The organism is Actinoalloteichus caeruleus DSM 43889, from assembly GCF_000429185.2.
Classification (GTDB): domain Bacteria; phylum Actinomycetota; class Actinomycetes; order Mycobacteriales; family Pseudonocardiaceae; genus Actinoalloteichus_B; species Actinoalloteichus_B caeruleus.
Map to the genome: position 1 here is coordinate 3,077,905 of NZ_AUBJ02000001.1, position 25,915 is coordinate 3,103,819.

22 protein-coding genes and 3 tRNA genes are annotated in these 25,915 nt (G+C 72.5%); 8 read left to right on the forward strand and 17 right to left on the reverse strand.

The genetic code is table 11. The annotated features are described in order from the left end of the window. Positions 1 to 25: 25 nt before the first annotated feature. Positions 26 to 424 carry an STAS domain-containing protein gene (locus G443_RS11625; RefSeq protein ID WP_026417128.1) on the forward strand — a complete coding sequence of 133 codons (399 nt, stop codon included), beginning with the start codon at positions 26 to 28 and terminating at the stop codon, positions 422 to 424. On the opposite strand, the gene G443_RS11630 is transcribed toward G443_RS11625, so the two are convergent. Beyond that, on the reverse strand, positions 416 to 1,510 hold the full coding sequence (locus G443_RS11630; protein WP_026417129.1) for a D-alanine--D-alanine ligase family protein: 1,095 nt from the start codon (positions 1,508 to 1,510) through the stop codon (positions 416 to 418). The two genes, G443_RS11625 and G443_RS11630, sit on opposite strands and share 9 nt — an antisense overlap. 58 nt (positions 1,511 to 1,568) lie before the next feature. Then, the gene (pdxR, locus tag G443_RS11635) at positions 1,569 to 2,969 is read right to left on the reverse strand and encodes a MocR-like pyridoxine biosynthesis transcription factor PdxR (protein ID WP_026417130.1); all 1,401 of its coding nucleotides are present in this window, start codon (positions 2,967 to 2,969) and stop codon (positions 1,569 to 1,571) included. A 74-nt stretch (positions 2,970 to 3,043) separates the two neighbouring features. Here pdxR and G443_RS11640 point away from each other — a divergent pair, with 74 nt between their 5' ends. Beyond that, the gene (locus G443_RS11640; RefSeq protein ID WP_026417131.1) at positions 3,044 to 3,715 is read left to right on the forward strand and encodes a pyridoxamine 5'-phosphate oxidase family protein; all 672 of its coding nucleotides are present in this window, start codon (positions 3,044 to 3,046) and stop codon (positions 3,713 to 3,715) included. Between the two features lie 186 nt (positions 3,716 to 3,901). On the opposite strand, the gene G443_RS11645 is transcribed toward G443_RS11640, so the two are convergent. From G443_RS11645 to G443_RS11660, 4 genes are all read right to left on the reverse strand, one after another. Next, a complete protein-coding gene (locus G443_RS11645) occupies positions 3,902 to 4,396 on the reverse strand; it encodes a cysteine dioxygenase (protein ID WP_026417132.1) in 495 nt (164 codons plus the stop codon). A gap of 742 nt (positions 4,397 to 5,138) precedes the next feature. Next, positions 5,139 to 6,287 carry a cystathionine gamma-lyase gene (locus G443_RS11650; protein ID WP_026417133.1) on the reverse strand — a complete coding sequence of 383 codons (1,149 nt, stop codon included), beginning with the start codon at positions 6,285 to 6,287 and terminating at the stop codon, positions 5,139 to 5,141. Then, on the reverse strand, positions 6,278 to 7,297 hold the full coding sequence (locus G443_RS11655; protein ID WP_026417134.1) for an NAD(P)H-dependent glycerol-3-phosphate dehydrogenase: 1,020 nt from the start codon (positions 7,295 to 7,297) through the stop codon (positions 6,278 to 6,280). Before G443_RS11655 ends, G443_RS11650 begins: the two co-directional genes overlap by 10 nt. Then, entirely contained in the window at positions 7,294 to 8,148 is an 855-nt protein-coding gene (locus tag G443_RS11660; protein ID WP_026417135.1) for a lysophospholipid acyltransferase family protein, read from the reverse strand. Before G443_RS11660 ends, G443_RS11655 begins: the two co-directional genes overlap by 4 nt. 124 nt (positions 8,149 to 8,272) lie before the next feature. On the opposite strand from G443_RS11660, the gene cofC reads away from it, so the two are divergent. The 4 genes from cofC to G443_RS11680 all read left to right on the forward strand — a co-directional run bounded on the left by cofC (position 8,273) and on the right by G443_RS11680 (position 12,765). Further along, entirely contained in the window at positions 8,273 to 8,953 is a 681-nt protein-coding gene (gene cofC, locus G443_RS11665) for a 2-phospho-L-lactate guanylyltransferase (RefSeq protein WP_081715182.1), read from the forward strand. Between the two features lie 96 nt (positions 8,954 to 9,049). Beyond that, positions 9,050 to 9,406 carry a hypothetical protein gene (locus G443_RS11670; protein WP_155886008.1) on the forward strand — a complete coding sequence of 119 codons (357 nt, stop codon included), beginning with the start codon at positions 9,050 to 9,052 and terminating at the stop codon, positions 9,404 to 9,406. Between the two features lie 18 nt (positions 9,407 to 9,424). Further along, positions 9,425 to 11,761: an RNA degradosome polyphosphate kinase gene (locus G443_RS11675; protein WP_372492971.1), complete on the forward strand. Its 2,337-nt coding sequence runs from the start codon at positions 9,425 to 9,427 to the stop codon at positions 11,759 to 11,761. Positions 11,762 to 11,841: 80 nt separating this feature from the next. Beyond that, complete coding sequence (locus G443_RS11680) at positions 11,842 to 12,765, forward strand: NUDIX hydrolase (RefSeq protein ID WP_035291258.1); 924 nt, start codon at positions 11,842 to 11,844, stop codon at positions 12,763 to 12,765. A 31-nt stretch (positions 12,766 to 12,796) separates the two neighbouring features. Here the strand turns inward: G443_RS11680 and G443_RS11685 are convergent, their stop codons facing one another. The 3 genes from G443_RS11685 to leuC form a co-directional block, all read right to left on the reverse strand. Further along, positions 12,797 to 13,516, reverse strand: a complete 720-nt coding sequence (locus G443_RS11685) for an HU family DNA-binding protein (protein WP_026417139.1) — start codon at positions 13,514 to 13,516, stop codon at positions 12,797 to 12,799. A 250-nt stretch (positions 13,517 to 13,766) separates the two neighbouring features. Beyond that, entirely contained in the window at positions 13,767 to 14,369 is a 603-nt protein-coding gene (gene leuD / locus G443_RS11690; protein ID WP_026417140.1) for a 3-isopropylmalate dehydratase small subunit, read from the reverse strand. 36 nt (positions 14,370 to 14,405) lie between these two features. Next, positions 14,406 to 15,833, reverse strand: coding sequence for a 3-isopropylmalate dehydratase large subunit (gene leuC, locus G443_RS11695; protein WP_026417141.1), 1,428 nt, complete (start codon positions 15,831 to 15,833; stop codon positions 14,406 to 14,408). A 79-nt stretch (positions 15,834 to 15,912) separates the two neighbouring features. Here leuC and G443_RS11700 point away from each other — a divergent pair, with 79 nt between their 5' ends. Beyond that, positions 15,913 to 16,614 (forward strand): IclR family transcriptional regulator, encoded by a 702-nt coding sequence (locus G443_RS11700; RefSeq protein WP_051313255.1) that lies wholly within the window; start codon positions 15,913 to 15,915, stop codon positions 16,612 to 16,614. 126 nt (positions 16,615 to 16,740) lie between these two features. Here the strand turns inward: G443_RS11700 and G443_RS11705 are convergent. From G443_RS11705 to G443_RS11725, 5 genes are all read right to left on the reverse strand, one after another. Further along, positions 16,741 to 16,813, reverse strand: a tRNA-Glu gene (locus tag G443_RS11705). A 445-nt stretch (positions 16,814 to 17,258) separates the two neighbouring features. Continuing rightward, positions 17,259 to 17,331, reverse strand: a tRNA-Glu gene (locus G443_RS11710). A 46-nt stretch (positions 17,332 to 17,377) separates the two neighbouring features. Beyond that, positions 17,378 to 17,449, reverse strand: a tRNA-Gln gene (locus G443_RS11715). Positions 17,450 to 17,628: 179 nt separating this feature from the next. Next, positions 17,629 to 18,360 (reverse strand): HAD family hydrolase, encoded by a 732-nt coding sequence (locus tag G443_RS11720; protein ID WP_081715183.1) that lies wholly within the window; start codon positions 18,358 to 18,360, stop codon positions 17,629 to 17,631. Between the two features lie 122 nt (positions 18,361 to 18,482). Further along, complete coding sequence (locus G443_RS11725) at positions 18,483 to 20,126, reverse strand: glutamate--tRNA ligase (protein ID WP_026417144.1); 1,644 nt, start codon at positions 20,124 to 20,126, stop codon at positions 18,483 to 18,485. Positions 20,127 to 20,335: 209 nt separating this feature from the next. Between G443_RS11725 and G443_RS11730 the strand changes: the two genes are divergently transcribed. Then, complete coding sequence (locus G443_RS11730) at positions 20,336 to 21,655, forward strand: FAD-dependent oxidoreductase (protein WP_026417145.1); 1,320 nt, start codon at positions 20,336 to 20,338, stop codon at positions 21,653 to 21,655. Here G443_RS11730 and G443_RS11735 read toward each other — a convergent pair. The 3 genes from G443_RS11735 to G443_RS11745 all read right to left on the reverse strand — a co-directional run bounded on the left by G443_RS11735 (position 21,606) and on the right by G443_RS11745 (position 25,825). Then, the gene (locus G443_RS11735; RefSeq protein WP_026417146.1) at positions 21,606 to 22,385 is read right to left on the reverse strand and encodes a fumarylacetoacetate hydrolase family protein; all 780 of its coding nucleotides are present in this window, start codon (positions 22,383 to 22,385) and stop codon (positions 21,606 to 21,608) included. The two genes, G443_RS11730 and G443_RS11735, sit on opposite strands and share 50 nt — an antisense overlap. A gap of 80 nt (positions 22,386 to 22,465) precedes the next feature. Then, the gene (gene cimA / locus G443_RS11740; protein WP_026417147.1) at positions 22,466 to 24,133 is read right to left on the reverse strand and encodes a citramalate synthase; all 1,668 of its coding nucleotides are present in this window, start codon (positions 24,131 to 24,133) and stop codon (positions 22,466 to 22,468) included. Between the two features lie 627 nt (positions 24,134 to 24,760). Beyond that, the gene (locus G443_RS11745; RefSeq protein WP_026417148.1) at positions 24,761 to 25,825 is read right to left on the reverse strand and encodes a 3-isopropylmalate dehydrogenase; all 1,065 of its coding nucleotides are present in this window, start codon (positions 25,823 to 25,825) and stop codon (positions 24,761 to 24,763) included. Positions 25,826 to 25,915: the final 90 nt, after the last annotated feature.

Genomic DNA, 25,915 nt, shown 5'->3' on the forward strand with positions numbered 1-25,915 from the left:
GCCCCGGTGGTGTGAGGAGGCGGGTATGACGACGCGGCCGATGGTGGACGAGGCGGACGGGGACACCTGGGATCTGCGGCTCCGCCACGGACTTCGGTACGGCTGGGTCGTCGTCGAGGTCGTCGGCGAGCTCGACACGACCAATGCCGAGATGTTCTGGGGATTCCTCGCCGACTGCCTGCGGACCGGGGCGACCCGCATGGTGGTCGACCTGGGCAACGTCGACTTCGTGGGCCGGGCGGGCGTGTACGCCCTGGTGTCCACCTACCAACGGCTCCGGCGGCGCGGCGGGGAGCTGAACGTCATCTCCGACGACGCCAACACCCTGCGCCGCTTCCACCAGGCGGGGCTCGGCACCCTGATCACGGTGTTGCCGAGCGTGCCGTGGCCGTCCGACGCGCCCGCCGGCCCACCCTCACCGTAGGCCGGTCCCCCTGGCCAGGGCGGTGTCCACGAGGATGTTGGTGAGCGTGCCGATGTCGATGCCGGTGTGCTGCCACATCTTCGGGTACATCGAGATCGGCGTGAAACCGGGCATGGTGTTGAGCTCGTTGACGATCAGCTCGCCCTCGTCGCTGACGAAGAAGTCGACACGGGCCAGTCCCTGGCAGTCCAGGGCGGTGAACGCCGTCACCGCCTGGTCCCGAAGCCGTTCGACGACCGCGTCGTCGAGCTTGGCGGGGATGTCGAACTCGCACACGTCGTCGAGGTACTTCGCCTCGAAGTCGTACCAGTCGACACCCTCGGCCACCATCCGGATCTCGGCCGGCAGCGAGGCACGGACCTCCCCGTCGGGGAACTCCAGCACCCCGCACTCGACCTCACGGCCCCGGACCGCGGCCTCGATGATGACCTTCGGGTCGGTGCGCCGGGCCTCCGCGATGGCCTCGTCCAACGCGGACCAGTCGGTGACCCGCGAGATGCCCAGCGACGAACCGGCCCTGGCGGGCTTCACGAAGACGGGGAGACCGAGGTCCGCCCGCTGGTCCTCGGTCAGCGTCGCCTGGTCGCGGCGGAGCACGACGTACCGCCCGACCGACAGCCCGGCAGCCGCCAGCAGCTTCTTGGTGAACTCCTTGTCCATCGCGGCGGCGCTGGCGAAGACACCCGGTCCGACGTAGGGGACCCCGGCCATCTCCAGCAGCCCCTGGATGGTCCCGTCCTCGCCGTAGGCGCCGTGCAGCACGGGGAACACCACGTCCACCCCGGAGAGCAGCTCCCCCTCGCGCCCCGGGTCGAGTCGGACGAGGTCACCACCGGCTCCTCCAGGCAGGACCAGGGACGCGCTGGTCCCGTCCACCTCGGGCAGCGCCCGGTCCCGGATCGCCAGCTGCTCCGGATCGTCCCCACCCAGCACCCAGCCACCCTCGCGGGTGATGCCGACGGGGACGACCTCGAAGCGTTCCCGGTCCAGGTGCGCGAGCAAGCTGCCCGCCGACACGCAGGAGATGGCGTGCTCGTTGCTCTGGCCGCCGAAGACGACCGCGACCCGGATCTTGCGCTGCGTCATGGCTCTGGACCCTACCGGCCGGTCGCTCCACCCACTCGGCGCAATCCGGTATTCCGCGTCACCACGCCCTGGCGACGAGGTGGGTCAGAACGGGGATGGCCGAGGCCAGTTCCCGGGGGGAGCAGGCCGCGTATCCGAGGGCGATTCCGTAGTGCCCGGCGGGGCCCTGGTGGTGCCGGCCGAGCCCGTCCAGGGCGAGGCCCGCGCGCCGCGCCGAACCGATCACCCGTTGTTCCTCGGCGGCCGAGGGCAGCGGGAGCACGAGGTGGGCACCCGCCTCGTCCCCGAGCACGGGAAGGCCGGCCGAGGTGAACGCCTCCACGAGAGCGCCGCGGCGGCGGGCGAACTCCCGCCGCGTGCGGCGCAGGTGCCGGCCCAGGTCTCCGTGCCTGGCGAGCTCGACCAGCACCCGTTGGCCCGCCGCGGCGGGGCCCACGCCCGACCGGTCGCGCGCGTCCAGCACCGCCCGGCGCACCGATCCGGGGGCCACCATCCACCCCACCCCCAGCGTCGGCGTGAGGATCTTGCTGGTGGTGCCGAGGTGGACGACGTGTTCCGGGGCGAGCGCGGCCAGCAGGGGCAGCGGCGCGACGTCGTAGCGCAGCTCGCCGTCGTAGTCGTCCTCGATGACCAGGAAACCGTCGTGCCGCGCCCGTTCGACCAGGGCGACCCGGCGCGCCGCCGGGAGCCGCCCCCCGAGCGGGTACTGGTGTGCCGGCGAGCAGTACACGGCCCGCACGCCGGCGGGGACGCGGTCGACGAGCAGGCCGTCCCCGTCGACCGGCGCGGGCACGACGCGCAGACCCGCCGCGAGGAGCGCGCTGACCGCCCGCTGGTACCCGGGCTCCTCGACGGCGACGACGTCCCCGGGCCGCAGGACGGCGCGGACGGTCTCGACCAGGCCGGCGGTCGTTCCCGCGGTCGCGATCACCGGGCTGTCGACCTCGTGAGCCCTCGGGACCGCCAGGCCCCGGTGCCGCAGCAGGTGTTCGGCGACGGCGGCCCGGTACTCGGGCAGCCCGGCCCGCCGGGGCCGGGTCATCGGCGGGACCTCCGCCGCCGCGCGCCAGGCCCGCCGCCACGCGGCCCGGTCGATGCCCTCCGACCACGGGGCTCCCGGGGTGAGGTCGACCAGCTCCCCCACTTCCGGCTCGGCGGCGTCCACGGTGGTCTCCTGGGCCGCGCCGCTCGGGGGGCTGGTGGTGACGTAGGTGCCCGAACCGTGCCGCCCGGTCAGCCAGCCCTCGGCGTGCAACTGTTCGTAGGCGGCCGTGGTCACCGTCCGGCTCACCCCGAGGTGGGCGGCCAGCCTCCTGGTCGCCGGCAACCGGTCCCCGGCCCGCAACAGGCCGTCCACCGCGGCCGCCCGGAGCGCGTCGGCCAGCTGCACCGCCAGCGGCGTTCCCGCCCCTCGGTCGAGGCTCACCGGGATCTCGGTCGCGGGTTCACCACGCGTCATCGACGAAGTGGCCTTTCCAAATCGCTGTTCTGTGGCCCTTCCAGAATGCCATTCGGGGTCAGCACACTCGTGCCATGACCACACAGCCGCTGTCCCCCACCCCCCGCAGCACCGTACGACGCGGCCGGCGGCGGTCCGTCACCGACCGCGAGACCCTGTACTCGATCCTCGACGCCGGCCTGGTCTGCCAGCTCTCACTCGTCCTCGACGGGAGCCCGGTGGTGCTCCCGACCTGTTACGGACGGGTGGGGGACACCCTCTACCTGCACGGATCCACGGGCGCGGCGAGCCTGCGCGCCCTGGCGGAGGGCGCGCGGGCCTGCGTCGCGGTCACCCTGCTCGACGGCGTGGTGTACGCGCGTTCGGTGTTCCACCACTCCGTGAACTACCGGTCGGCCGTCATCCACGGCACGCCCACGCTGGTGGACGACCCGGTCACGAAGCTGGCGGGGTTGCGCGCGGTGACCGAGCGGCTGGCTCCGGGCTCGTGGGACCACGCCAGACCTCCCACGCAACGGGAACTGGCCGCGACGGCGGTCCTCGCGCTGGATCTGGCGGAGGCGGCGGTCAAGGTCCGGGCCGCTCCTCCCGGCGACGACGAGGAGGACGTCGCGGACGGCACCCGGTGGGCCGGGGTGCTGCCCCTGGACCAGCGGTGGGGCGAGCCCGAGCCCTGTCCGCTGCTCCCCGGGGACAGCGATGTGCCCGACCACGTCCGGCGGCGAGCCGGCCAGGCCCTGGGCTGAGGGCCGCGTCACGGCGGGCACGGGGGAACGGAACGCCACCACCAGCCCGGACCCCTCCCTCGGGCGTCCGCTCCTCCCCCCACGGCGGGTCCCGCCCGCCGCCGAGGGGCCGGGCGGCCGTTCCCACCCCGGGCCGCCCGGGTCCCGGTGGTCAGGCGGGCGGCGCCGGGCGGTGGTGGCGGGTGCTCACCAGTTCCGCCGACCGGTCGGGACGAGCCCCGCGACCGGGTCGAGGCGGTACTCCGACATCGGCTGCCGGGCCCGCCGGTAGACGTGCACCGACACCGCGGGGTCCGGTCCCTCGTTGACGACCTGGTGCACGTAGTGCGGACCGAACACCCGGGACTGGCCGGCGACCAGCGGGGAGATCACCTCCAGGTGGTTGTCACCCGGCTGTTCCCGGACCACCCGTTCGGTGAGGACACCGTTGACCACGGTGAACGCGCCGACCGCGCCCCCGTGGTCGTGCAGCTCGGTCCGCTGCCCCGGGAGCCAGGACAGCAGCCAGATCTCCTGGTCGTCGGTGCGTTCCAGCAGGTCCGACCAGCGGCGTTCCGGGTCGTAGCGCAGGCGGTGCGCCCAGTGCGCGCGGTTGGCGACGGTCTCGAGTGCGACGCGGACGGGGTGCGCGGCCGACCGCTGTGCGGGCGGCGCGATGGTGTTTGCAGGCACGGCGAACAACAGAAGTCCTCTGCTCGGTAGGGAAGTCTCATCCCCGGTGGCCCCGGGGGCGGGCGAAACGGTCCGGCCCTGCGCCGGCGGACGAACGTCAGCCCTGACGACACAGCGCGCTGGCGGCACGGCCGAGGTCAAGGGGACCTCTCCGCTCACGACCACCGCGCTGGTGCATGTTCCTCCTCGGATGCGGCCCGAAGCCCCGTCGACCGCACGGGGGCGGGGTCCTGGTGACGCCGTCCGTGACCGGGCGGGCTCCTGGGCCGTGACTAAGAAAACCAAGACCGGGGTTGGGCGTCAACCTGGCACACGCCAACCTGGTCAAGAATCCTCCACTTTGGTGACTAAACCTCGAACGGGCGAGAAACTGATCACCGGGAGTATCGGTGGCCGACGCGGGTGACCCGCCCGCTCGGCCCCCCGGGATCGCACCGCCGGCCACCCGGCGGGCACGCCCGTCGTCGCTGGTGGAACCACCGCACAGCCTGTCCCCGCACCTCTCGCGCGTCCGCCCTGTCACTCGCGCGGTCATACCCGTCGAGGACCGAGCCCAAACCACCCCGAGGCCAGGAAGATCACCCTTCCGGCAGCGGCACGCGCGAACCGGCCTCCCGCCAGGTGGGACAGGACGGCCGCCACCGCTGCCGGCGGGTCGCGGGCGCACCCGGGGCACCCTGCGCCTCGGCCCCACCACCAGCGCCCCGGAGCCCCTTGGCAGGCCGGGTCGGACCCCGGGCCCGCCGGGCGGTCAGTCCCGCGCCACCCCGTCGAGCGCGGCCACCACGTCCCGGACGAGGTCGTCCGAATCCTCGCAGCCGGCGGAGAACCGGACGAACCCCGGCGCGACGGCGTCGCCCCACTGGGCTCGTCGGTCCACCGTCGAGTGCACGCCGCCGAAACTGGTCGCCTCGGCGAGCAGCGAGCTGCGCCGGACCAGCTGGGAGACGCAGGAGGCGTCCGGCAGTTCGAAGCGGAACACGCCGCCGAACCGGCGCATCTGCGCCCTGGCCACCGCGTGGGACGGGTCGCCGGGAAGCCCTGGCCACCGCAGGTTCGTGACGAGCGGATGTCCCTCGAGCGCCGCGCACAGCGCCGCCGCGTTCTCCGCCTGCCGGGCCAGCCGGAGGTCGAGCGTGCTCAGGCTGCGGTGGGCGAGCCACGCCTCGAAGGGGCCGGGCAGGGAACCGTCCCGCCCGCGCCCGGCCCGGAGCCGGTCGGCCAACTCGGGATCGGCGGTCGACACGTGCCCCAGGAGCAGGTCGCTGTGCCCCGTCAACGCCTTGGTGTCACTGGCGACGACCACGTCCGCCCCCAGTTCGAGCGGCCGCTGGCCCAGTGGCGTCGCGGTCGTGTTGTCGACGGCGACCAGGGCACCGACCCGCCGCGCCATCGCGGACAGCGCGGCGATGTCGCACACGTCGAGACCGGGGTTCGCCGGCGTCTCCAACAGCACCAGGCACGCGCCGGCCAGGACCTCGTCCGACCAGGGTCCCCTGGCCGGTACCTCCCGGACCGTGACGCCGGTCCTGGCCAGGTCGGCCGCGGCGAAGTTCCTCGTCCCGTAGTACCCGTCGGCTGGCAGCACGACCGTGTCCCCTGGCCGGGGGACCGCGCGGAGCAGGGCGCTGATCGCGGCCATCCCCGACGGGAACAGCACGCACTGCCCACCGTCGAGCGAGCCGATGGACTCCTCAAGAGCGGTCCAGCTGGGGTTTCCCGACCGGCCGTACTCCACCGCACCGGGGACGGCGGGCATGTCCTCCGCTCCCGCCAGGTGGTACGGGGCCGCGAAGACCGGCCCGGGGCGCAACGGCGCGCCCGTCCTCGGTGGTTCGTGCCCGGCGTGCACGCACCGGGTCCCGTCGCCCCACTCCGCTGCCCCTGAACTCACGACCACTCCGCCTTCCTCGCCCTACCGAGCAGGGCGGACGCCATCGCCCGAGGAGCGAGCCCCTCGTGGCAGACCCGGTGCACCGCGTCGGTGATGGGCATCTCGACGCCGTGGCGCATCGCGAGTTCCCGGATCGACGAGCACGACTTCACACCCTCGGCGACCTGTCCGTTGCCGGCGGCGGTGGCCTCGGTCAGCGTGGCGCCGCCGCCCAACCGGCCCCCGAAGGTGCGGTTCCGCGACAGCGGGGAGGAACAGGTCGCGACGAGATCCCCCATGCCGGCCAGGCCCGCGAAGGTCTGCGGGTCGGCGCCCAGCGCGGCACCGAGGCGGGCGATCTCGGCGAGACCCCGGGTGATCAGCGTCGCCGCCGTGTTCTCCCCGAAGCCGAGGCCGCCGGCGATCCCGCAGGCGAGGGCGATCACGTTCTTGCAGGCGCCACCGAGCTCGCAACCGACGACGTCGCTGTTGGTGTAGGGCCGGAAGTAGCCGGTGGAGCTGGCGCGCTGGAGCGCGAGCGCCAACGCCGGGTCCTCGGCCGCGACCACGCTGGCCGTGGGCTGCTCGTCGGCGATCTCCTTCGCCAGGTTCGGCCCCGTGACGACGGCCACCCGGTCACCACCCACCCCGGCGACCTCGCTGATGACCTCACTCATGCGTTTCAGGCTGCCCAGTTCGACGCCCTTGGCCAGGCTGACCAACGGAGCCGCCGGCGGCAGCAGGGAGCGCCACGACTCGAGGTTGGCCCGCAGCGTCTGGCTCGGCACGGCGAGCACCACCGCCTCGGCGCCCCGGAGCGCGGCCTCCGGGTCCGCGGTGGCCGTCAGGTTCGCCGGCAGGGGGACCCCGGGGAGGTAGTCGGGATTGGAACGGCTGGTGGTGACCGCCTCCGCGACCTCGGTGCGGCGCGCGCACAGCACGACCTCCCGACCGGCGTCGGCCAGCACCTTCGCGAACGCGGTACCCCAGGACCCGGCGCCGAGCACCGCGACGCGGTGCGGGACGGGGGCGTTCACGCCCGCTCCACCGGGGAGTCCCCGTCCTTCCCCGGCCGTCGTTCGGCGTCGGTGGCCGCGTCGGCCGCGCCGTCCACCGGGTCGGTGGCGCTCCCGGCGGCGTCCCCGTCGGAGGCGGCGGAGTCGGTGCCGCTCCGGCCGCCGGGCCGGTGGAAGGCCACCGGGGGTGTCTCGTTCCGCACGGACCCCAACAGGTCGCGCACCCCGCTCATCACGGCGTCGGTCACCTCGCGGAGCAGCGCCGCGTCCCGGGGGCGTCCCCGGTAGGCATCGAGGTCAACGGGTTCCCCGAACTCGACGACCACCCGACGACGGCGCGGGGAGGGGCGGAACTTCTTGGTCTGGTAGTCGTGCACCTCGTGCGTGCCCCAGTTCACGGCCGGGATCACCGGGACGTCGGTGTCCAGCGCGAGCCGCGCGACACCGGTCTTGGAGTACATCGGCCATCGTTCGGGGTCCCGCCCGACGGTCCCCTCCGGGTAGATGACGACCACCTTCCCGGCACCCAGTCCCTCGACCGCCGCGCGCAGGCTCCGCTGGGCGTTTCCGGAACCCCGGTACACCGGGATCTGGCCGGCACCGCGCAGGAGCGATCCCACCACGGGCACCTTCCACAGGCTGTGCTTGGCCATGAACCGCGGAACCCGGCCGGCGGAGTGCACGGCGACGGCGTCGTACACCGGGTCGATCTCGGAGATGTGGTTGAACACCACCAGGGCGCCGCCCTCACGGGGGAGACGATCACCACCACGGAATTCGTTGCGGGAGAACAACCGGATCGCCGGGTAGAACACGGCTGCGGCGAACCCGACCCAGAACCCCCCCTTTTCCCTGGTCACCTTGGTGGTCACCCAGCCCTCCCTCGTCCTCGGCCGGCGGTGGGTCGCGCATCGGCCTGCCGCGAGTGTGCCCACCGCCTGTCCGACAGGTTAGGCGGGGGTCTCGCCAGAACACCACGACGTCGGTCAGGATGGTGTGGTGGATGGCGGTGTGGACCTGTTGATCCCGGTCAAGATGCTGCATGCGGCCAAGTCGCGGCTGCTCGGCGCGCTCGATGGCGGCGCGCGGGACCCGCGCCTGCACTCCTCCCTGGTCATCGCGTTGGCGTTGGACACGGCGACAGCGGCCAGGGAGGCGGTGGGCGTGCGGCGAGTGCACGTGTTGACCGCGGACTCGACCACGGCGGCGGCGGTGCGGGCGGACGGGTTCTCCGTCGTGACCGATCACCACGACGCCGGGCTGAACGCGGCGCTCAGGCACGGGTCGGAGTGGCTGCGCAACCACGTCGGGGCGGACCGGATCGGCGCGTTGCAGGCCGACCTGCCGGCCCTGACGGCGCTCGAACTCGGTGCCGCCATCGCGGCGGCCGGCCAGAGCCGGGGGTTCTGCCCCGACCGACAAGGCACGGGCACGACCTTCCTGCTGGCCGCGCGGGGTGAGGCCCTGGACCCCCGGTTCGGGGTCGGTTCGGCCCGCCGGCACCGGGAGGCGGGAGCGGTGGAGCTGCGCGGGAGCTGGCCGACTCTGCGCTGCGACGTGGACACCGCCGCCGACCTGGGTGAGGCGGCGAGCCTCGGGCTGGGCCCCAGGACGGCGGAGCTGTTCGAGCGGGCGGACCAGGTGGGCGCGCGTCGGCCGGCGCGCCGGGGGGCATGACCGGCCCGGCGCCCACCGGACGGCGGGGCGAGCGGCCACGGCCGCCCCTCGCCGCCACCCGGAGCGGTGCGCACCGGGGCTGGCTACGGTGGCGCGGTGGCCACCTCACCCACCCCGCCGCCGGGAACCTCGCCCACCGGTGGGACGACCTCGCCCCACCACCCCGACGGCACCGGGTCCCCGTCACCGCCGCCGAGGCGGGCCGAGCAGGCCACGGTGTGCGACATCCTCGACGACGGTTCGCTGACGGTGCTGCGGGACGACGGACTCCTGGTGGACGTGCCGGCGGTCGCGGTGACCTCGGGCGGCTGGATCGCGCCGCGGAGCGGCCAACGCGTCACGGTGTGGCGCGCCGCCGACGGCACGGTCGCCCTCGTTCTCCCACCCGCCGTGCCGCCGTCGCCGGATGTTCACCCCAATGCGCGTATCTCCTGGCCCGTTGGGGGTCGTTGAGGAGGACAATGGGGACTCGTGGAAGCGGAGCGTGGGACGGGTCGACGGGATCGGGCGGACGAGCGGACGGACATCGGCGCGGGCGCCGAGGGGCGGTCGGAGCGGACCGGTCCATCGGGTTCCCCGGCTCCGGGGGCCGACCTGGCGGCGGTGGTCGCGCCACGCCCCGTCGCCGCCGGAGCGGAGCGACCGCGTCCCGCCGGTGACGCCCAGAGCGCCGCGATCTCCCACGGCGGCCACTCCGGTCGCGCCTTCCCCCCGGCTCCCCCCGCGGCGACCCCGACCGAGCCGACCTCGACCGGGCTGCCGGAGGACCGCTACCTGAACCGGGAGCTGTCCTGGCTCGACTTCAACGCGCGAGTGCTGGCGCTGGCCGAGGACGACTCCCAGCCGCTGCTGGAACGCGCGAAGTTCCTGGCGATCTTCGCCGAGAACCTCGACGAGTTCTACATGGTGCGGGTCGCCGGCCTGAAACGCCGCGACGAGACGGGGCTCTCCGTCCGCAGCTCCGACGGGCTGTCACCCCGCGAACAGCTCGCCAGGATCTCCGCCCGGACGCAGGAACTGGCCGAGCAGCACGCCAACGCCTTCCTCGACGACATCCGCCCCGCGTTGGAGACCCACGGGTTGCGCATCGTCCGGTGGAGCGACCTCAGCAGGGCCGAGCAGCACCTCATGTCGATCTACTTCGGCGAGCAGGTGTTCCCGGTGCTGACGCCCCTCGCGGTCGACCCCGCCCACCCGTTCCCCTACATCTCCGGGCTGTCGCTGAACCTCGCCGTCATCGTCCGGGACTCCTCCAGCGGCGCTCCCCGCTTCGCCCGGGTCAAGGTGCCGAACAACGTGCCCCGGCTGATCCAGGTGCAGCCCAGCGGCGAGACGACCGCGATCACCTTCCTCCCGCTGGAGGAGCTGATCGCCGCTCACCTCGACCGGCTCTTCGCCGGCATGGAGGTGATGGAGCACCACGTGTTCCGGGTGACCCGCAACGCCGACCTGGAGGTGGAGGAGGACCGCGACGAGGACCTCCTCCAGGCCCTGGAACGGGAACTCGCCCGTCGCCGGTTCGGACCGCCGGTGCGGCTGGAGGTCTCCGACGCCATGAGCCCGCACACCCTGGAGCTGCTGCTGCGCGAACTGGACGTCGACCCGAACGACGTCGTCCGGGTCCCGGGGCCGCTCGACCTGTCCTGCCTGTCGTTGCTCCACCGGGTCGACCTCCCTCAGCTCAAGGACCGCCCCTTCGTCCCCGCGACCAACCCCGCCTTCGGCGAGGGTGAGACGCCCAAGGACGTCTTCGCGATGCTGCGCCGCCGGGACATCCTGGTGCACCACCCCTACGAGTCGTTCTCGACGAGCGTGCAGCGCTTCGTCGAACAGGCCGCGGCCGACCCGAAGGTGCTGGCGATCAAGCAGACGCTGTACCGCACCTCGGGCGACTCCCCGATCGTCGACGCCCTGATCGACGCGGCCGAGGCGGGCAAGCAGGTCGTGGCGCTGGTCGAGATCAAGGCGCGCTTCGACGAACAGGCCAACATCCGGTGGGCCCGGGCGTTGGAGCGGGCCGGGGTGCACGTGGTGTACGGGCTCGTCGGCCTGAAGACCCACTGCAAGGTGGCGTTGGTGGTGCGGCAGGAGGGCACCACGATCCGCCGGTACTGCCACATCGGCACCGGGAACTACAACCCGAAGACGGCGAGGACCTACGAGGACATCGGGCTGCTCACCTCGGAACCCGACCTCGGCGCCGACCTCACGGACCTGTTCAACTCCCTCACCGGCTACGCCAGCCAGACCGCCTACCGCAGCATCCTGGTCGCGCCGCACGGTGTCCGGCGCGGCATCATCGAACGGATCGACGGGGAGATCGAGCGGGCCAGGGCCGGTGAGCTCAGCGGAGTCCGCATCAAGGTGAACGCCCTGGTGGACGAGCAGGTCATCGATGCCCTGTACCGCGCGTCCCAGGCGGGCGTCCCGGTGGAGGTCGTGGTGCGCGGCATCTGCGCGCTCCGGCCGGGGATCCCCGGGTTGTCCGACCGGATCCACGTCCGATCCATCCTGGGCCGGTTCCTGGAGCACTCCCGCATCTACCACTTCGTGGGCGCGGGTGAGCGCTGGATCGGCAGCGCGGACATGATGCACCGCAACCTGGACCGGCGGATCGAGATCCAGGTGCGCATCACCGACCCGGACCTCGTCGACCAACTCGACTCGGTCATGCGTTCGGCGTTGCACCCGTCCGTCCGCTGCTGGGTGCTGGGGCCGGACGGGGAGTGGGACCCCTCACCCACCGAGGGCGAGCGGGTCCGGGACCACCAGTACGAACTGCTGCGCCGGTACCAGGCCACCGGGTGAGACGCGCGCTCCCCAGGTAGGTTCTCGTCGGCGCGGAGGAGCGCGCCGGACGGGTTGGCGCACACGGGCTGGTGGGGGCAGTGGCGAGCAGCAGGGATACGCGAACGGTGCGGGCGGCCGGCGCGGTGGTGTGGCGCTGGCGGTCGACCGGGCACGGGGCGGAGGTCGCCGTGGTGCACCGCTCCCGCTACGACGACTGGTCGTTGCCCAAGGGGAAGCGGAACCCCCGCGAGACCCGGCAGGCCACCGCCGTCCGGGAGGTCGCCGAGGAGACGGGTATGGCGGTCGCCCTGGGCAGGTCGCTCGGCTCGGTCCGCTACCGGGTCCTCTCGCCGGACGGCGCGGGGCGCACGGTGGTCGAGTACTTCAGCGCCCACGCCCTCGGCGGGGACTTCGGGCCGGGGGACGAGGTCGACGACCTGCGGTGGCTTCCCGTCCACGAGGCGAGGGCCGTCCTGACCAGGGAGGCCGACCGGCAGGTGCTGGACCGCTTCGCCGCCGCGCCACCAGACCTGCGGACGGTGCTGCTGGTCCGGCACGCCAGGGCGGGGAGCCGGGAGGAGTGGGCGGGCGCCGACGAGTTCCGGCCGCTCAGCGGACGTGGCCGGAAACAGGCCGAGGCGCTGGCGGACCTGTTGCCGGTGTTCGGGCCGACCCGGGTGCACTCGGCACCGATGACGCGGTGCCTCGACACGGTGTCGCCGGTGGCGAGGGCGCTGGGCGCGGCGGTGGTCGCGGAACCCGCGCTGACCGAGGAGGCGTTCGCTCGGGAGCCGGCTGCGGCCGAGGACCGCCTGTTGGCGTTGGTCGGGCTGCCGGAGACCGTGGTGGTGTGCAGCCAGGGCGGGGCGATTCCCAGCCTGCTGTCCCGGCTGGCGGCCAACGGCGGGGTGGAACTCCCGGCCCCGCGCAGCCGCAAGGCGAGCACCTGGGTGTTGTCGTTCCTGCCCTCGCGGCCGGTGCTGGTGGCGGCCGACTACATCTCCAACCCGAGGGGCTGGTGACGGGCCGACCGGCCGCGAGGGCGCCGAACGCTCAGCCGCCGCTGCGCGAGGTGGTGCGCCGGCTGGAACCCCCCGTGCGGGACTTGGTGCCCCCGGAGGTGGACCGGCTGCCCGACGTGCTCCTCGTCGACGTCGACGTGCTCCGGGTGGTGCCGGACGAACCGGAACGTCCGCTGCCGCTCTTCGTGGAGGACGAGCGGGGCTGGGGCACGCTGGACCGGGTACCGGTGCTCGTCTTGCGCCCCGTGGTCGACGTGGTGGACCGGCTCGAACCGCTGGTCCTGGTCGTCCCGGTTCGCCCCGTCGTCTGCCGGCTGGTGGTGGACTTCGTGGCCGTGGAGCGGCCGGTGCTCGTCCGCCCGGGCCCGGTCTTGCCGGTTCCCGTGGTCTTCGTGGGGGTGGTCCCACCACGGCCCCGGCCCGTGGTGGTCGTGGTGGTCGTGGTCGCCCTGGCGGCGGGCACCCTGGGCAGTTTCCGCTGCCCGCCCACGACCTCCCGGAAGTTGGTGCCGGGCCGGAACGCGGGAACGTTGGTGCGCTTCACGCGCACCGCCTCCCCGGTCCGGGGGTTGCGGGCGGTGCGTGCCGCCCTGGCCCGCTTCTCGAAGACCCCGAAACCGGAGATGTTGACCTTCTCGCCCTTCTGCACGCGGCGGACGATGAGGTCGAGGACTCCGTCGACCGCCGCGGTGGCGGTCTTGCGGTCGCCGATACGCTCGGCGAGTGCGTCGATGAGTTCGGCCTTGTTCATCTTCAGTCCCTCTCCCGAGACAAACACAGCGCCCTCGGCGATGCGCCGATTCTGTGCCTGTCAGGACAGGCACCTGCGCCACGGTAAGCCGAGGTCGCGGGGGTCGCCATTCTGCGACAGGGGAAAACCGCGGTCATCGGGGCGGGAGTTGGCCCTGGCAGCGGGGAGTTCCGCCTCGCCTCGGCCGTGATCGGGACGCCCGGTGGACGCCGGTTCCCGTTGCGGCACAACGAGAACCGGCGCCAGGCCCTCAGGAACCGGCGACGGGGGTGGTGGTCGGCAGCCAGCCGGGCCGACTCCCCTCGAAAGTGTCGATCGTGCCGACCTCGCGCAGGGTCAGCGCGATGTCGTCGAGACCTTCCAGCAGCCGCCACCTCGTGTAGTCGTCGATGGTGAACGGCAGCACGAGTTCCCCGGCGGTGACGGTCCGCTCCCGCAGGTCCACGGTCACCTCCGTCCCCGGCTCCTGCTCCAGCAGCTTCCAGAGCAGTTCCACGTCCGACTGGGCGCACTGGGCCGCCAGCAGGCCCTGCTTTCCGGCGTTGCCCCGGAAGATGTCGGCGAAACGGCTGGAGATGACGACCCGGAACCCGTAGTCCCCCAGCGCCCAGACGGCGTGCTCCCGGGAGGAACCCGTGCCGAAGTCGGGGCCCGCCACGAGGACGCTCCCGGCGGAGAACCTCGGGTCGTTGAGGACGAACCCCTCGTCGGACCGCCAGGCGGCGAAGAGGCCGTCAGCGAATCCGGTGCGGGTCACCCGCTTCAGGTAGACGGCGGGGATGATCTGGTCGGTGTCGACGTTGGAACGGCGCAGCGGCACGCCGACCCCGGTGTGCGTGGTGAATGCTTCCATGTTCGGTCACCTCTCCTGGGAAGTGGTCGGGTGCGCTCAGCTCGCCGCGGCCAGGTCGGCTGCCGGCAGGTCCTCCGGCGAGGACAGCGTTCCCCGGACCGCGGTCGCGGCGGCGACCAGGGGTGACACCAGGTGGGTGCGACCGCCCTTGCCCTGGCGGCCCTCGAAGTTCCGGTTGGACGTCGAGGCGCTGCGCTCGCCGGGGGCCAACTGGTCCGGGTTCATCCCCAGGCACATCGAGCACCCGGCGGACCGCCACTCGGCCCCCGCCTCCAGGAACACCTCGTGCAGTCCCTCCGCCTCGGCCTGGCCCCGCACCCGCATGGAACCGGGTACGACGAGCATGCGCACCCCACCCGCGACCTTCCTGCCCCGCAGCACCTCCGCGGCGGCGCGGAGGTCCTCGATCCGGCCGTTGGTGCAGGAGCCGAGGAAGACGGTGTCCACCGCGACCTCCCGGAGCGGGGTGCCCGGCGTGAGGTCCATGTAGCTGAGGGCCTTCTCCGCCGCGAAGCGCTCGTTCTCGTCCGCGATGCCGGCGGGGTCTGGCACCCGCTCGCCCAGCGGGAGGCCCTGCCCGGGATTGGTGCCCCAGGTGACGAAAGGGGTGAGGGCGTCGGCGTCGATGGTCACCTCGGCGTCGAACTCGGCGTCCGGGTCGGTCCGCAGCCCGCTCCAGTACTCGACCGCCGCGTCCCAGTCCGCTCCGGTGGGCGCGTGCGGCCGCCCCCTGAGGTACTCGAAGGTGGTGGCGTCCGGGGCGATCATGCCCGCCCGCGCGCCCGCCTCGATCGACATGTTGCAGACGGTCATCCTGGCCTCCATGGACAGCGCCTCGATGGCGCTTCCCCGGTACTCCAGGATGTAGCCCTGCCCGCCGCCCGTTCCGATCCTGGCGATGACGGCGAGGATGATGTCCTTGCTCGTCACTCCGGGCCGGAGCGTTCCCTCCACGTTGACCGCCATCGTCCTGAACGGCTTCAGCGGCAGCGTCTGCGTCGCGAGGACGTGTTCCACCTCGGAGGTGCCGATACCGAAGGCGATGGACCCGAACGCACCGTGGGTCGAGGTGTGGCTGTCCCCGCACACCACGGTCATCCCGGGCTGGGTCAACCCGAGCTGCGGCCCCACGACGTGCACGATCCCCTGGTCGACGTCGCCCATCGGGTGCAGGCGAACCCCGAACTCGGCGCAGTTCCGGCGCAGGGTGTCCACCTGGGTGCGGGACACCGGGTCCGCGATGGGCAGGTCGATCCCGGTCGTGGGGACGTTGTGGTCCTCCGTGGCGATGGTCAGGTCGGGTCGGCGCACCGGCCGACCGGCCAGCCGAAGACCGTCGAAGGCCTGGGGGCTGGTGACCTCGTGCACCAGGTGGAGGTCGATGTAGAGGAGGTCTGGCTCGTCACCGCTCCCCCGACGCACCACATGGGCGTCCCAGACCTTCTCCGCGAGCGTGCGGCCCATTGCTCCTCCCAGCACGAGATGTCGACGTGGTGATCCCAACATCTGGACATCCCAGATAACGAGATATTAGTATCGGGACGTGGGACAGCATAGCGGCATCGGCGTGCTTGACAAGGCGGTGGCCGTCCTGAGGGCGGTCGCCCAGGATCCGTGCGGGCTCGCGGAACTCTGCACCAGGACGGGCCTGCCCAGGGCCACCGCGCACCGCCTGGCGGTGGGCCTGGAGGTGCACCGCCTCCTCCGGCGGGGAGCGGACGGCCGCTGGCGGCCGGGAGCGGCGCTCACGGAACTGGCCGGGGCGACCAGCGACCCGCTCATCGAGGCCTCCGCCACGGTACTTCCCAGGCTTCGGGACATCACCGGCGAGAGCGTGCAGTTGTACCGGCGCGACGGGATGCAGCGGATCTGCATCGCGACCGCCGAACCGCCCAGCGGGCTCCGCGACACCGTTCCGGTCGGCAGCCGGCTACCGATGACCGCCGGCTCGGGAGCGAAGGTCCTGGCGGCGTGGTCCGACCCCGGAACCCAGCGGGCCATCCTCGTCGACGCGGTCTTCGGCGAGCGCACGCTCCTGGAGGTGAGACGTCGCGGGTGGGCCCAGAGCATCGCCGAACGCGAGGCGGGGGTGGCGAGCGTCTCCGCTCCCGTCCGGGACGCCAACGGCGTGGTGACCGCGGCCATCTCGGTGTCCGGCCCGGTGGAACGGATCGGGCGCAAACCCGGCGCACGGTGGGCCGCCGACCTCCTCGGGGCGGCCGAGGCCCTGCACGTGAAGCTTTGAGGCGACCGGGTAAGGGCGCGGACGAGGTCCCGGTTGCGCGCAGGGCGGACGCCGGAGACCGGCGGGACCTCCCCGAACGGCGAAAAACCCGGGGCTCCGTCACGGAGTCCCGGGTCCTTCGTCCTGTAGCCCCGACGGGATTTGAACCCGCGCTACCGCCTTGAGAGGGCGGCGTCCTAGGCCGCTAGACGACGGGGCCTCGAACCAGGTGGAAGCCTAACAGAGCGGTTCCTCCGCCCCACACCGGCCCCCTCGGCTCGCCGCGACCGGGGAAGGGGCGCGGGCACCGGTCCGGATTGGGAGTGGTCCTCGCACGGGGATCACCAGCTCGGCAGCGCGGGCCGGGGTACGTCCGGCGGGCCACCGGTGCGGCGGGGGAGGTCGACCAGTGAGCCGGTCCGCCCACGGTCCGGCCGGAGCCCCGCACCGCGCGACGAGTGGCGGACCACACCCGCGAGAGCGGGGAACGGGTGAGGGCGTTCGGCCGCACGACGCCGCCGCGGGCCGTCACGTCCTCTCCTGGCGAGCCGATCGACGAATAGCGATCGGGAAATCGTCGTACCGGCGGCGTGCGTCGCGCGGCGAAGCGGAGGGGAACGACGAAAAACCGGGGATTCCGAAAACGGAATCCCCGGTCATCACCGTAGCCCCGACGGGATTTGAACCCGCGCTACCGCCTTGAGAGGGCGGCGTCCTAGGCCGCTAGACGACGGGGCCGTAGAACCGAGAGCGATCCACACGGTATCGCGTGGAACTCTCTCCGCTGGGGTACCAGGACTCGAACCTAGACTAACAGGGCCAGAACCTGTCGTGCTGCCGATTACACCATACCCCATTGCCCGGAGGACAATTGCTTCGAACTCCGGCCTGCCTCAGCATACCAAAACGTTCGGAGCTTCTTCCGGTCAGACTCTCTCGACTCTCACCGGGGGACTCGCCCTGCCGTTGGTGAAGATATTAGACCACCCGCCAGAGCGAACGAGAACCGGGTCCCCCCAAGCGGGGAAGGTGCCGTCAGGAGGCCGGGGTTTCGAGCCGAAACAGCAGGTCGGGCAGCTCGGCCAACCCGGAGATCACCGAGATGCCCGACGGCACCGGGTCGCCCAGGGAACGCCGGTCCAGCCACACCCCGTGCAGACCGGCGTCGCGCGCCCCGAGGGCGTCGAGCGTCACCTTGTCCCCGACGTGCACCGCCTCCTCCGGTCGGACCCCGAGCTCGGCGCAGGCGGTGTGGAAGATGAGGGGGTCGGGCTTGGCCACTCCCAGCTCACCGGAGATCACCAGGCGGTCGAAGGCGTCGCCGAGACCCACCGCCGCGAGTTTGCGGCGCTGGTACGCCCCAGCTGCGTTGGTGATGGCGGCCACCCGCAGACCCGCGCTCCGCAACCAGCGCAGGCACGGCACCGCGTCGTCGAAGAGGGTCCAGGTGCGTTCCGTGGCGGTGAGGCGCCGCTGCTCCCATGCCGCGGCCTCCTCCTCGTCGACCTGGCGCCCCAGGTCGGTCAGGAAGGCGCGGGTGCGCTGACGGCGCATCGTGTCGAAGTCCACCTCGCCGGCGGCGTACCTGGCGTGGTGCCGTTCCGAGGTTCGTTGCCACATGGGCCAGGACTGGTCGTCGCCCAGCAGTTCGACCAGACCGGTCCGCGCGGACGTGCAGTAGTCGACCAGGGTGTCATCGATGTCGAGGCAGACCGCCCGAACGCGGTGCAGCCGAGTGCCCGAGGAAGTCGCAAGCGCGGATGTCACCCCGTGAGACTAGGTACTGGCGCAGCGTGCGAATGCCCCCCAGCGGAGTGATTTGGCCCCGACCTGCATCGATCCAGGGAATCACCCCCCGTGACCGGCCTTCCGGCCGGTCACGGGGTGGTTCACGCGGCGAGGGCGCGGACCCGCCGCAACACCTCGTCCGACCCGAGCGCACGGGCCACCGAGGCCAGGTCCGGGCTCCTGGTGGACCCGGTCAGCGCGACCCGCACCAGCTGGGAGGCTTCCCTGATCGAGCCGGGGTAGGCGTCCGGGTCCTTCTTGAACTCCTTGGCGTTCCTCGCGAAGCCGTGCCGGGCGGCCAGCTCCCTGATCTGCCCGAACCACTCCTGGGGATCCTCAAGGGGCTGGTACCCGTCCGCGAAGTCGGCCGCCAGCGTGCGCACCAGTTCGGGGTCGAGGCCGCCGAGGCGCTCGTCGGCCGGGTCGTCCACCACCGCGAACAGCTGGGGGAAGAAGAAGCCGTACACGGGGCGGAAGTCCGACCACTTGCGGAGGTCCTTGCGCGGGTTCTCCACGCCGTCCCGCTCGACGGAGAGCGCCCGCAGCGCGAGGTCCCGGTCAGCGTCGAGCACCGCGACCAGGTCGGGGTCGTGAGTGGCGGCCCACGCCGACACCGCCTCGACGATGGTCTCGCCGGACAACGTCGCGATGTGGTCCGCGCTGATGTCCTCCAGTTTGACGAGGTCCACCAGCGGGCCGGCGACCCCGCATTCGGCCAGCCTGATGGGCTCGGCCAGCGCCTGCTCCAGCGGCAGCTCCGCGAGGCGCCCGTTGGCGAGTCCGCGCAGGTAGTAGCGGACCGCTTCGGACGGGTACCCGGCCTCGACGTAGAAGTCGACAGACGCCTCCGGGTCCTTGCGCTTGGACAGCTTCCGCCTGCTCCCCCCCTGCTGCTTCATCAGGGGAGCGATGTGGGCGTACTCGACCTGGTCGAAACCGAGGGCCTCGAAGAGCTGGAGGTGCAGTGGCACCGAGGAGATCCACTCCTCGCCGCGGATGACGAGGTTGACCCGCATCAGGTGGTCGTCCACCGCGTGCGCGAAGTGGTAGGTCGGCAGCCGGAGGGGCTGGTCCGAGGACTTGAGGATGACCGCGTCGTTCCTGTTGGCCTCGTGTTCGAGCTCACCGCGGATGGCGTCGGTGTAGTGGACCCGGTCCTGGGGGCCGGCCTCGGCGCGGAACCGCACCACGTACGGCTCACCGGCGTCGAGCTTGGCCTGGACCTCGGCCGGGTCGGCGTCCCGCCAGATCGCCCACCGCCCGTAGTACCCGGTGGGGAGCTTCGCCGCCTGCTGGGCCGAGGTGATCTCGGCGAGTTCGTCCTTCGTGGCGAAGCACGGGTAGGCGCGGCCCCGGCGGAGCATCTCCCGCACGTAGGTGAGGTAGATCTCCGAGCGCTGGGACTGGTGGTAGGGGCCGTAGGCGCCCGAGTCACCGGCCTCGTCGGGCTGGATGGCGAAGTACTCGAAGGCGCGGTCGAACTGCTCGACCGCCCCGGCGACCTCCCGGGACTGGTCGGTGTCCTCCACCCGCACCAGGTAGGTCCCCCCGCTGTGCTGGGCGACGTCACTGTCGATGATGCCGACGTACACGCCGCCGATGTGCATGAAACCCGTGGGCGAGGGACCGATCCGGGTGACCTTGGCCCCCTCCGGGAGGGCACGGGGCGGGTAGCGCCGCTCCCAGTGCTCCGGCTCGGGCAGATCGGACGGGAACAACGCGTCGACGGTGGCTCGATCGAGCATCAGCGGAGATCTCCAACACACACCTGCGGAACGGACACGTGAGGCTATCAACTCCGCTGGTGGGACGGGCGGACGCTCGCGCGGTCCCGCCCCGCGACCCCGCCCCGACCGGTGGGATGGGCTGGCTACCCATCCGACGATGAATTGACGGTCCTCGCGACCGCTCAGGACACTGGTAGGTCCGAGGGGCGGCGGAGGCGGGGGGCCGGATGCGGACCACGGACTGCGTGGTGATCGGCGGCGGGCCGGCGGGGATGGTGCTCGGGCTGCTCCTGGCCCGGGCGGGCGTGGAGGTCACCGTCGTGGAGAAGCACGGCGACTTCCTCCGCGACTTCCGGGGCGACACCGTGCACGCCTCGACCCTCCGGCTGCTGGACGAACTCGGTCTCGGACCCGCGTTCGAGGCGGTGCCCCACCGGTTGGTCGAACGCTTCCAGCTCCTGACCGACTCGGGTCCCGTCGTGCTGGCGGACCTGCGCCGGCTGCCGGGGCCGCACAAGCACATCGCCTTCGTGCCGCAGTGGGACTTCCTCGACATGCTGGCCGCCTCGGCCTCTCGGGAGCCCACGTTCGAGCTGCGGATGAGCACCGAGGCCGTCGGCCTGGTCCGACGGGGCCGGCAGGTCACCGGAGTGCGGGTGCGGGAGGCGGACGGTCGGGTGCGGGAGATCGCGGCCCGGCTCGTGGTGGGCTGCGACGGGCGGGACTCCCGCCTCCGCGAGCAGGCCGGCCTCCGGGCCCGTTCCTTCGGTGTCCCCCTCGACGTGCTGTGGTTCCGGCTCCCCCGACGACCCGGCGACGTCGAGGGAGCGACCGGTCGGTTCGGGCGGGGCCGCGCGATGGTCCTGATCGACCGGGGCGACTACTTCCAGTGCGCGTTCCTCATCCGCAAGGGCGAGCACGACCGCGTCCTCGCGGAGGGGCTGCCGGCCTTCCGAGGACGGGTGAGCGATCTGCTGCCCTGGCTCGCCGACCGGATGGACTCGCTGACGTCGCTGGAGGAGGTGCGGCTGTTGTCGGTCCGCCTGGACCGGCTGCGCACCTGGGAGGCGCCCGGCGTGCTCTTCATCGGGGACGCGGCGCACGCCATGTCGCCGGTGGGCGGGGTCGGCATCAACCTCGCCGTCCAGGACGCGGTGGCCGCCGCGCGGTACCTGGCCGCCCCCCTGCTGACCGGGCGGCCGCGCACCGCCGACCTCCGCAGGGTCCGACGCCGTCGGTGGTTGCCCACGGCGGTGACCCAGGGCATGCAACGGGCGCTGCACGCCGGGTTCCTCCAGGACGCGCTGGACAGCGACCCCCGCGCCCCCTCGACACCCCCGCCGCTCCTGGTGAGGGCGCTCCGCCGGTTCCCCCTGTTGCGGGCCGTCCCCGCCTACCTGGTGGCCGTCGGCCTCGTGCCGGAACACGCGCCACCGTTCGCCCGCAGATCACCCGCGCGGCGGGACGGGGCGGTGGACCGAACGGCCACCAGACCCGTCAACGGGAGACGACCGGGTTGGTCAGTGTTCCGATTCCCTCGACGGTGATCGACACCGACTGCCCATCTCGGATCTGACCGACCCCGGCCGGCGTTCCGGTGAGGATCACGTCGCCCGGCAGCAGCGTCATCACCCGGGACACCCACTCGACGAGCGCCGGAACGTCGTGCAGCAGCTGCGAGGTGCGGCCGTCCTGGCGCAGCTCGCCGTCGAGCTCGGTCCGGACGGCGAGGTCGGAGGGGTCGATCTCCGTCTCGATCCACGGGCCCAGCGGGCAGAAGGTGTCGTGCCCCTTGCCCCGCGTCCACTGCCCGTCCGCCCGCTGCTGGTCCCGCGCGGTGACGTCGTTGGCCACGGTGTAGCCGAGGATGACGTCCTTCGCCTTCGCTCGGGGGACGTCACGGCACGGCTGCCCGATGACGACGGCGAGCTCGCCCTCGAAGTCGACGTGCGTCGAGTCGGCTGGCAGCCGGATCGGCAGCGCGGGGCCGACGACGGAGGTGGACGGCTTGAGGAACATCACCGGGTCGGCCGGGGGCTCGCCCCCCATCTCCCTGGCGTGCTCGGCGTAGTTCTTCCCGATGCACACCACCTTGCTCGGCAGGATGGGCGCGAGCAGGCGAACGTCGGCGAGCGGCCACTGCCGGCCGGTGAAGTCGGGCGTGCCGAAGGGGTGCTCCCTGATCTCGGCCGCGACCTCGTCGCCTTCGTCGTTCCGCTGGATTGCGACGAAGGGAAACCCGGTCCCCTCGGGATGAGCGATCCGCCCCAAACGCACGTGTCGTCCTCCTGTTCCAAGTGCTGGCACGACCTGCACACCGTAGGACAGCGCGCCGGCGCCGCCCACGGCCGCCACGTCTAGCCCACCGGCTGGCGCGTCGACCGGTAGACGAGCGCGTCGCACAGCGCGAGCCAGCTGGCCTCGACGATGTTCCCGTGCACCCCGACCGTCGTCCACTCCCGCTCGCCGTCGGTGGAGTTCACCAACACCCTGGTGACGGCGCCGGCGCCCCCCTCGGCGACCGCGTCCTCGGTGAGGATGCGGACCTTGTAGTCCACGAGTTCCACCTCGTCCACCCAGGGCAGTCGGCCGGCGAGTGCCTTGCGGAGCGCGGCGTCGAGCGCCTGGACCGGGCCGGTGCCCTCGGCGGTCGCGATCACCCGCTCGCCCTCGACGTGCATGCGCACCGTCGCCTCGGCCACCACGGTCCCGTCCGAGTGGTGGTCGAGGACGACCCGGTAGGACTCGAGGCGGAACGGCTGTTCCAGCGGGGCAGTGGCGTGCTCGGCGCCGCCGGCCAGCTCCTCGTGCTGGTCCCGGTCCAGTTCGCCCCGGAGCAGCAGTTCGAGCGAGGCGTCGGCCGACTCGAAGGACCAGCCCCTGGCCTCCAGCTCCTTGACCCGGCGCACGGTGCGCCCCACCGCGTCGGAGCGGCCGGCCAGCGACAGCCCGAACTCGCGTCCCTTGAGTTCGATGCTGGACCGGCCGGCCATCTCCGTGACCAGGACCCGCATCCGGTTGCCGACCACCTCGGGGTCGAGGTGGTTGTACAGCTCGGGATCCACCTTGATCGCGCTCGCGTGCAGCCCCGCCTTGTGGGCGAAGGCCGAGGACCCGACGTAGGCCTGGTGGGTGTCGGGCACGAGGTTGGCGATCTCGGCGATGGCGTGCGAGACCCTGGACAGCTCCGCCAGCCGGCCCGGGGGCAGGGCGGGGACGTCCATCTTGGTGACGAGGTTGCCGAGGACGGCGAAGAGGTCCGCGTTGCCGGCGCGTTCCCCGTAGCCGTTCGCCGTGCACTGCACGTGGCTGGCGCCGGACCGGACGGCGGCCAGCGAGTTGGCCACCGCGCAGGAGGTGTCGTCCTGGCAGTGGATGCCGACCCGGAACCCGGTGCGGTCCACCACCTCGGCCACCGCCTCCCCGATCCGACCGGGCAGCCAGCCGCCGTTGGTGTCGCAGAGCACCGCCACGTCCGCGCCGGCCTCCACGGCGGCGGTGAGCACGCCGAGGGCGCAGTCGGGGTCGTGGGCGTAGCCGTCGAAGAAGTGCTCGGCGTCCACGAAGACCCGCCGGCCCTCGGAGACCAGGTGCCGCACCGTGTCGGCGACCATCGCCTCGTTCTCGGCGACATCCGTGCGCAGCGCCCGTTCGATGTGGCGGCGGTCGGCCTTGGCCACGAGGGTGACCACCGGCGTCCGCGCGTCGAGCAACGCGGCGACCTGCTGGTCCTCCGCGACCGGCACCCCGGGGCGCCGGGTGGCCCCGAAGGCGACGAGCACCGCGTGCCGCAGCGGCAGTTCGCCCGAGGCCGCCCTGGCGAAGAACTCGGTGTCCTTGGGGAGGGCGCCCGGCCAGCCGCCCTCGATGAAGCCCACTCCGAGCGAGTCCAGCAGGCGAGCGACCGCCAGTTTGTCGTTCACCGAGTAGGAGATGCCCTCGCGCTGCGCGCCGTCACGCAGCGTCGTGTCGTAGACGTGGAACGAGTCACCGAGGGGCGTTGCTGCCGGGGCGAAGCGGGTCACGGGGAACTCCTGCCGTGCTCATCAGGGATCGCGGTTCGGGTTCTGCTGCGGTCAGGGCCGGGAAAAACAAAAGACCCCTCGCCGGAATGCGAGAGGTCTGCGCGCCGAGGTGCTTGTGCAAGCACTTACTCGGCGCGCCGGGGAATAATGATCACGCTGCGGTGAGACATGCGGAGCATGATGTCACACGGAGTGCTCGGGGTCCACATGGGGGTCACGAGTTCCCAGTATCCGGGAGGCGGTCGCGTCGGTCCCGGCGGAGGTGGCGGGGGCGCCTCTCTCGGCGGGCGAACGCGTCCGGTGCCCGCGCGCCCACGGGACGAGAACCACCGGGGCCGCCGGCCGGCGGCCACCTCGAACGGAGCTGCTCGCTCGACGGGCGGGTGTCGGCCCGGCTCCGCGGCTGGCCGGCGTGAGCGGGTTGGCCGTGGTCGACGACGGGCGGTCGGGCTGGTCGCCACGACGGGGATTCCCGGGGACGCCGCCGGGGTGCCGAACGCGGCGATCCGGTCATGGTGGTCACGTCGGACGAGCCGGGTGGCGTGGCGTGGGGCCGGCGACGACCAGCCCCGGCATCACGGCCGGGGCGCGGTCCGTCCCCGGCGGTGCCGGGGACGGACCCGCCGATCACGCGCTCGGCGGCAGCTCGACCGAGCGCGAGACCCGGTCGTTGGACGAGACCAGCGCGGCCAACCGGTCACCGATGGCGTAGGTGGCACCGGGGGACGCGTGGTCGCGGGTGGCGAGGTCGAAGGCCACCGAGGCCTCGATGCGCTTCGCCGACTCGCGGTAGCCGAGGTGGTCGAGCATCAGCGCGACCGAGAGCACCGCGGCGGTGGGGTCGGCCACGCCCTGGCCCGCGATGTCCGGAGCGCTGCCGTGCACCGGCTCGAACATGCTGGGGTTGCGCCGGGTGACGTCGAGGTTCCCGCTCGCGGCCAGGCCGATGCCCCCGGTGACCGCCGCCGCGAGGTCGGTGAGGATGTCCCCGAAGAGGTTGTCCGTCACGATGACGTCGTACCGGCTCGGGTCGGTCACCATGTGGATGGTCACTGAGTCGACGTGCTGGTAGCTGACCGACACCTCGGGGTGCTGGAGGGAGATCTCCTCCACCACCCGGGACCACAGCGAACCGGCGTGGGTCAGGACGTTGGTCTTGTGCACGAGGGTGAGGTGCTTGCGCGGCCGACCAGCGGCACGCGCGAAGGCGTCCCGCACCACACGCTCCACGCCGAAGGAGGTGTTGATGCTCACCTCGGTGGCCACCTCGTGCGGCGTGTCCTTGCGCAGGAGCCCGCCGTTGCCGGCGTAGAGTCCCTCCGTCCCCTCGCGCACCACCACCATGTCGATGTCGGACGGATCCGCCAACGGCGACCGCACGCCCGGGTACAGGCGGGCCGGTCGCAGGTTGACGTGGTGGTCGAGCTCGAAGCGGAGGCGCAGCAACAGGCCGCGCTCGAGGATGCCACTGGGTACCGACGGGTCGCCGACCGCGCCGAGCAGGATCGCGTCGTGCTGCCGCAGTTCGGTGAGCACCGACTCGGGTAGCAGTTCCCCGGTGGAGTGCCAGCGCGCCGCCCCGAGATCGTAACGAACGATCTCGGCATCCGGAACAACCTCGCCGAGCACCTTCAACGCCTCGGCGACGACCTCGGGCCCGATCCCGTCGCCTGGGATCACAGCGAGCCGCATCCACACACCTCCTGGGTCGCGATCCCATTTCACGGGACCATTTCGCACCGCGCAGGCTACCTGCCCGGCAATTGCCACTCACATACCGGA